Source organism: Shewanella sp. ECSMB14101 (assembly GCF_000773485.1).
Taxonomy (GTDB): domain Bacteria; phylum Pseudomonadota; class Gammaproteobacteria; order Enterobacterales; family Shewanellaceae; genus Shewanella; species Shewanella marisflavi.
In genome coordinates, this window is record NZ_JSFF01000036.1 from 21,805 (window position 1) to 28,419 (window position 6,615).

The 6,615-nt window shown below is 49.8% G+C and carries 7 protein-coding genes; 3 read left to right on the forward strand and 4 right to left on the reverse strand.

The features are described 5' to 3' along the window. Positions 1-189 precede the first annotated feature (189 nt). Together NY07_RS17945 and NY07_RS17950 are read left to right on the forward strand one after the other, a co-directional pair. A complete protein-coding gene (locus NY07_RS17945; protein ID WP_033540742.1) occupies positions 190-873 on the forward strand; it encodes a response regulator in 684 nt (227 codons plus the stop codon). Beyond that, a complete protein-coding gene (locus tag NY07_RS17950) occupies positions 873-2,240 on the forward strand; it encodes an ATP-binding protein (RefSeq protein WP_033540743.1) in 1,368 nt (455 codons plus the stop codon). Before NY07_RS17945 ends, NY07_RS17950 begins: the two co-directional genes overlap by 1 nt. Here NY07_RS17950 and NY07_RS17955 read toward each other — a convergent pair. Beyond that, on the reverse strand, positions 2,224-2,877 hold the full coding sequence (locus tag NY07_RS17955) for a TetR/AcrR family transcriptional regulator (RefSeq protein ID WP_033540744.1): 654 nt from the start codon (positions 2,875-2,877) through the stop codon (positions 2,224-2,226). The two genes, NY07_RS17950 and NY07_RS17955, sit on opposite strands and share 17 nt — an antisense overlap. 121 nt (positions 2,878-2,998) lie before the next feature. On the opposite strand from NY07_RS17955, the gene NY07_RS17960 reads away from it, so the two are divergent. Then, on the forward strand, positions 2,999-3,868 hold the full coding sequence (locus NY07_RS17960) for a LysR family transcriptional regulator (RefSeq protein WP_033540745.1): 870 nt from the start codon (positions 2,999-3,001) through the stop codon (positions 3,866-3,868). 78 nt (positions 3,869-3,946) lie between these two features. Here the strand turns inward: NY07_RS17960 and NY07_RS17965 are convergent, their stop codons facing one another. The 3 genes from NY07_RS17965 to NY07_RS19785 all read right to left on the reverse strand — a co-directional run. Then, positions 3,947-5,071, reverse strand: coding sequence for a membrane protein (locus NY07_RS17965; protein ID WP_033540746.1), 1,125 nt, complete (start codon positions 5,069-5,071; stop codon positions 3,947-3,949). 88 nt (positions 5,072-5,159) lie between these two features. Continuing rightward, positions 5,160-6,404, reverse strand: coding sequence for a hypothetical protein (locus NY07_RS17970; protein WP_033540747.1), 1,245 nt, complete (start codon positions 6,402-6,404; stop codon positions 5,160-5,162). A 31-nt stretch (positions 6,405-6,435) separates the two neighbouring features. Next, positions 6,436-6,615, reverse strand: a 180-nt coding sequence (locus NY07_RS19785) for a hypothetical protein (RefSeq protein WP_235363975.1), incomplete at its 5' end; no start/stop codon positions are given.

Consider the following 6,615-nt stretch of genomic DNA (forward strand, 5'->3'; position numbering starts at 1 on the left):
GAGCTTCGACACTTACAGTTTACGCCCCCCTATGTAATCCAGGGTTTTCAATTGGTAAACCTCTGTAAAGTTTACGCATCCCCCCATAATCTACTGTTGATGATGACTTTACGTAGACTTACATTCTTAGACTGCAATTGACGTCTAAACGGGTATACTCAAGCTGTTATAGGTGTAGAGAGACGTACCATGAGCCAAATTCTGTTAATTGATGACGATCTGGGACTAGCTGAACTGCTAGCACAACTGCTTGAACTTGAAGGTTTTACCCTAACACTCGCCCATGATGGTGAGGCTGGGCTCAACTTAGCCTTATCACAGCAGTTCGATCTCATTCTCTTGGATGTCATGCTCCCCAAGCTCAATGGCTTTGAGGTGCTCAAGGCGCTGCGGGCCAAGAAACAGACACCTGTGCTCATGTTGACCGCTCGCGGCGATGAGATAGACAGAGTGGTCGGGCTCGAAATTGGTGCGGACGATTATCTGCCTAAACCTTTTAACGACCGCGAATTAGTGGCGCGCATTAAGGCAATCATACGTCGCACCAGCCAACAGGTAGACGAGCAGCAACCAGGCATCATAGAGTTTGCCGACATCAAGCTAGACCCCAGCCGTCAGGAGGTGGTCTGCCAAGATCAGCTACTTATCCTCACAGGTACAGAATTTGGCCTGCTATATCATATGATTCAGCACAGTGGCGAAGTGCTCAGTAAGGACAACCTCAGCGAGAATGTATTAGGTAAGAAGCTGATGCCCTTCGATCGCAGCTTAGACATGCACCTGTCTAACTTACGTAAAAAGCTCCCCGAGCGCGCCGATGGGCGCCCCAGAGTTAAGACCCTCAGAGGCAAGGGCTATATCTGGCTAACCTGATGAAAATTAGTAGTCTTCCTAATCGCATCTTTATCAAGCTGCTACTGAGCTTCTGGCTCTGTAGTAGCCTGATCATCGCCATCGTTGGCCTGCTGCCACTGCTGCAACAGAACCATGATCAGGCCCCTATCCCACCAGATCTGCAGGAACTGTTAGAACGTGTCGTAAAGCGGTTAGAGGACAAGCCTGAGCTCCTGACCAAGAAGCGCGACAGACACTGGCACAGACTCAGAGAGATGGATAATAAGCCGGTGCGCTTCTATGTGGCCGATGAGCAGGGACAGCTAATCAACAACCAGCGAGCCTCTCACGGCATACGTCGTTTCATGTTGATGGCCGACGAGGCCGGACGCCCCATCAGTCACCAATTTAAGAGTGAGCTGCTGTTTGGTCCCAAAGTCTTCACCCTGCAAGGCAAGCGCTACAGCCTCTATGGCCGCCTGGCGGAGATGCACCCCAGACCCTGGTTTTTCTTCTTTGCCGAGAACATCGCACTGACACTAACCTTAGCCATCTTACTTTCAGGTCTGCTCTGTGGTCTGCTGGCATGGCACCTGGGTAAGCCCCTGCGCTCCCTCAAGCAGAGCGCCGAAGCGGTAGCAAGTGGCGATCTCAGTCACAGGGCGGACCCCAGTACCACGGCGCGTAACGATGAGATAGGCCAGCTGGCGCAATCCTTTAATGCCATGGCTGACTCCATCGAGTCTATGGTCAACAGCCAGCAGCGATTAATTAGCGATATGTCCCATGAACTCAGAACACCACTGACCAGGCTACAGCTCGCACTGGCGCTGACGCGTAAAAAGGGACAAGACTCGAAAGAGATTGAGCGCATCGGCTATGAGGCCGAACAGTTAGAGGCCATGATCGCCGAATTACTGGAACTGTCGCGGGTGAAACTGGATGTGCATGAAAATAAACACATGCTGTCGCTGGCGGAAACCCTGGGACAGGTGCTGGACGACGCTGAATTTGAGGCTGAGCAGCAGCAGAAATCTCTGGTGATCGACATTGACGACAGCCTGATGTTGAAACTTAACCCTCGCCCCTTGGCCAGAGCGATAGAAAACCTGCTGCGTAACGCCATTCGCTATGCGGAGCGAGAGATCAGCATCCGCGCCTTTGCCGAGCCAAGCAAGGTAATCCTGGAGATCCTCGATGATGGCCCGGGTATAGAGGACCCTGCCGATCTACAATCCATTTTCGAGCCCTTCTATCGACCACAATCCGCTCGTGAGCGCGAATCGGGTGGCTGGGGACTCGGGCTGGCAATCGCCAAGGCCGCGATACAGGCTCACCAAGGACAGATCATCGCCACCAATCATCAACCTAAAGGATTAAAGGTGACCATTACGCTGCCGCGTTAGTCTGCTGCAGCTCTCTTTGCTGTAACCAGAGTGAAAAGGTTTGCTTGCTGGGAATACGTCTATCCGAATGTCCCATGAGCTGGGCCATAGCATAGCTAAATTGATAATAGGTCTGCACGTCATCACACCGCTTAACGCCATCATCGCTGTTAATCATGGTGCCGCGAATATAGTTTTTAAGTAGCTCATAACGATCAAAGCCGGGACACTCGCCAACGGCTGAGATCATGCTTTTATTCCATTGGCAGTACTGCTCAAACACCTCATTAAACCCGTCACGATACACCTCAGAGGCTTGCAGCAACAACTCTTGATTGGGCATCATGCGCTCTATCACAAAGCGCTTTTGAGCTAACACATCATACAGACGCTGACAGTGATGAAACAGATAACATTCAAAGGGGTCGGTATAGTACGCCTGCTCACGCTCGGCCACCTTGAGCCAACCTTGGTATTGGGCACAAGCGACCGCCACCACCAGATCGGCCTCTGTGGTGAAATGATTATAGATGGTTCCCTTAGATATCTGGCTGGCGCCAACAAGGTGAGAACGGCACAGTTCAAAGCTCTGATGCCCTCTAAGGCAGCGCTGCGCTACCTCCACAAGATAATCTGTTCTCTGTTCCCAACTACTCATATCGACCCCATCACACTTTGACAAACAAAATGATTGCAACTTCACAATCAAACCATAACAGTCTTATGTACCAGAGAATATTGAGTAATACTGATACCACTATGAACAAACTCAATAGCACATGTTAAAAATCGAATTACTGGAGAGTTTTATAGCTGTAGCCGAAGCGGGCAACCTGTCGAAAGCCGCCGATAAGATCTGTCGCACTCAATCGACCCTCAGCCTGCAAATTAAGAAGCTCGAAGAGAGTGTGGGCCAATCTTTGCTACTCAGAGACAACAAAGGCGTCACGCTTACCGAGTCGGGGGAAACCCTGTTGAACTACGCCTATAAAATGATGCAGCTTAATTCACAGGCCCTGGACGATCTTAAAGAGTGCCAAAACCGCGAGATCATCCGATTGGGTGTCCCCACAGATTACATCAAGCGCTATCTGGGGAGCTGTCTGCTGGAGTTTATTCGCGAATTTACCTGTATCGAGCTGGTAATAGATACAGATGTCAGTGGCAACCTATATAAGCGGCTACAACAAGGAGAGTTTGACCTGGTCGTCGCCACCCACTGGCAGCCGCCGGTCAACGGCGAACTCCTGTTCGAGCGCAAATTTCACTGGGTAGCGGCAAAGGGTGGCAATGCCCATAAACGCGAGACCATACCCATGGCGCTCTACCCGGAAAACTGCCCGATACGCGCCCAGGTATTTGCCAACCATCAGCTATCTATGCGTCCTATCAATGTACTGCTGTCCACGCCATCGCCTCAGGCGCTCTGTATGGCGGTCGAAAACGACTTGGCGATTGCCCCCATTGCCGAATTCAGGATCAACGACAAAATGCAGATTTTAGATCCGCTAGAGCATAAATTGCCTGTGTTACCGACATTTAATGAAGCCTTATACCTTAATCCCGATACGCAAACCGATGCGACCTTGCAGCTGATCACTTTAATCAAGGCAAATGTGCACAATCTGGCTGAAATTGCCGACGACTAACACCATCCTTGAGCAACTAAAGAAAAGCCAACCCTGAGGTTGGCTTTTGTCGATTCACGTTAATGAGGCGGTATCAAGTTAGAAGTAATAACCAAAGTTAATATTGATACGCTTATCCCAACTGTCCCCGACCTCAGGCAAGCCCACATGGCCATTGTCGCGGGTCGAAGCATACATATTCTTGCCCACGATGAAATCGACCATGGTATAGGTCGCACCTGCCGCAATGGCGCAACCCGTGACATTTTGATAGCTGGTGTCATAACTATCATCGGCCACTTCAGGGGTCACCATGCCAAAATCATTATAAAACTTCAGGCTGCCCCAGTCAGTCGCCAGGGTCTTAGCGATATTGACGCTATATGCCTGGGCCTTTGCGGCGATCTCATACTGCCAGTTATAGGCTGCAACGGCGATCTTATTGCTATCTACTGCATCAGCCGCGTCATATTCATATTGCATCGCCTGCAGTTGCAAATTCCAACCTTTGTAACTGCTATCCAGATGAATCGCGACGGCATAACGGTCGCCATTGTTACCTGTCTTACCGTTATAGATCTGACCATACTCGACCGAACCACCAATCAGCGTTTTACCGCCTTCATAGCTCACCTCATAGGTTTGACGCAGATTTAATTGGTTGGTCTCTTCGTTATTGTATTCGGTACCATTGACGACACCTGAATAGAGGTCGGTAGAATAGCGATCGGCGCGCCCAGCACCATATTCGGCATTCTTATAGAAAGCCATCTCAGTCCCCCAGGCACCATGCTTATAAACCCCTTTGATGCCCAGATCATAATCATCTTCGAAGCCTAAGTAGTAGGGCACGCCAAACCAAAAACTGTTAGAAATAAAGCCAGGATTCCCAAAGGGAACCTGGTTAACGCCAAATTGCAGCTGCCAATCTGAATTAAAATCGTAGAAGCCATAACCAAAACGCAGTGCCTGCCAACCATCATAGAAACGATACTCACTGGCTAGGCCCCAGTCGCCAAGCTTGCCGTTGAATTTGATCGCCGCCATATCAAAGGCAAAGTCGCCACCTTTATCCTTCGAGCTTTCGCTGTAATCTTTATAGGCGTAGTTGACCCTCACAGTCCCGGAAACATCGATACCATCTTCCTGTGCCTGTACCATGCCCGTCATCATCGCCAGCGGCATTAATGCCGCAAGGAGAGACCAATTAAACTTCTTCATCATTTCACCCTTTATTGTTAATTGCCGTGCAACAAAGGCGCACGGCGAACCTTAAATTGGCCATATGCTTGGCCTTATTTTTACGCTGCTGTTACCACTTCACATGTGTCAGATCGCACTGAATCACTTCATCTTTATTCGCCGGTGTGCCTGGATTTTTCGCCGACTCACACAACAAGGTGGTGCCATAGTCATTACGCTTATCGTGGGCGTTACTTCTGGCCCAAACGGAGACGATGGCGCGCTCTTCAGGCTTGGCTTCGCAACTACCGTCCACATCGAAGGCATGTATGGTGTTCTGATGGAAATAAAGCAGGGGATCTTGCTGATAGCTGCCGGCTAACCACTGGGTATGGCCGTTGTGCTGGGCGGCGTCGAATTGCACCCGGCGCATCTTGTCATCTTCTTTAACTGTGGTCAGCAGAGGAGAGTCGGCACGTACAGCAAAGCTCTTAAACTGATTGGCACACGCGGGTACGCGCATGTTGTAGTAGATCTCAGAGATAGCATGGTTATGGTAGGGATAAAGGGTATCGACAGACTGCACCGTCATCCCAACTTCGGCCCCCACCTTCTCGCCATTGATCTCATCGATGCGCAGCAATCCCCAGTGACCGAAGATCTCGGCATAGGCATAGCCACCGCGAATGTTGTTAAAGTTCTTATCGTTACGCTTACTCTCTTCGGCGTACATAGGGAACCAGCCTGCTGCCGCCCACAGGTTTGGCAGGGCATTGGCGCTGATATCATAGGGGAAAGCTGACGGCATCTTCACTTCATCACCGGTAACCATCTTGGCGAAGTGCTTAGTAAAGGTTTTACCCAAATTTTGTACTTCTTTATTGGTTACCTTGGTCTTGAAGAACTCATCGAAGGTGGTGCGCTTAAAGTGCTGCGCCACGGGTGAGTTCTTGGTGAGCTCGCCACCCGGGTTATAGATCCAGTTAACCTCTTCACGGGCACCGAAGCACTGTTTAGCCTTGTCTGGGTTATTGATCACCTGGTAGATGTTTTTCACCATCAGCTTCATATCACGGCGATCCATGATGCACATCTTCTGGCCACCTTGAGTCGAATCGAACAGGGCTTCGTCTGAGTTAAGACAGTGACTGTTCTCACCATTGGTTAAGGCCACGGCATAGGCTTTAAGGTAGGTCAGGGTCTCGTCCCACAGCATATCGACATACTTCTGATCCGCCGAGCCGTATTTGACTGGCTCACCCAGACACTTGAACTCAGCCTGGTCGATATCCTGCTGATCCAGAAAGTCGGGGAGGTTTGCCGCCATGGCACCATTTGCCGATAGCAACGACAAAGCAATAATTGTCTTTTTCATTCATCTCATCCTTAATTTACATATTATTTTTTCACCACTTGCGGAGCGAAATCATAGGCTTGGAATCCATTCCAAAAATGTAACCAGCACATATTTGCAACAATTCACTCTTGAAAATAACAACCCAGCTCACAAACTGGATAACACATTGTTTATAAAGAAAATAGACAGGTTTCAGCTGCAATAAAAAAGGTTCATCGCGGATAAGCGG

Coding starts and splice junctions, on each gene's coding strand:
- NY07_RS17945 (WP_033540742.1), top strand. CDS start 190: ATGAGCCAAATTCTGTTAATTGATGACGATCTGGGACTAGCTGAACTG.
- NY07_RS17960 (WP_033540745.1), top strand. CDS start 2,999: ATGTTAAAAATCGAATTACTGGAGAGTTTTATAGCTGTAGCCGAAGCG.
- NY07_RS17970 (WP_033540747.1), bottom strand. CDS start 6,404: ATGAAAAAGACAATTATTGCTTTGTCGTTGCTATCGGCAAATGGTGCC.
- NY07_RS17955 (WP_033540744.1), bottom strand. CDS start 2,877: ATGAGTAGTTGGGAACAGAGAACAGATTATCTTGTGGAGGTAGCGCAG.
- NY07_RS17950 (WP_033540743.1), top strand. CDS start 873: ATGAAAATTAGTAGTCTTCCTAATCGCATCTTTATCAAGCTGCTACTG.
- NY07_RS17965 (WP_033540746.1), bottom strand. CDS start 5,071: ATGATGAAGAAGTTTAATTGGTCTCTCCTTGCGGCATTAATGCCGCTG.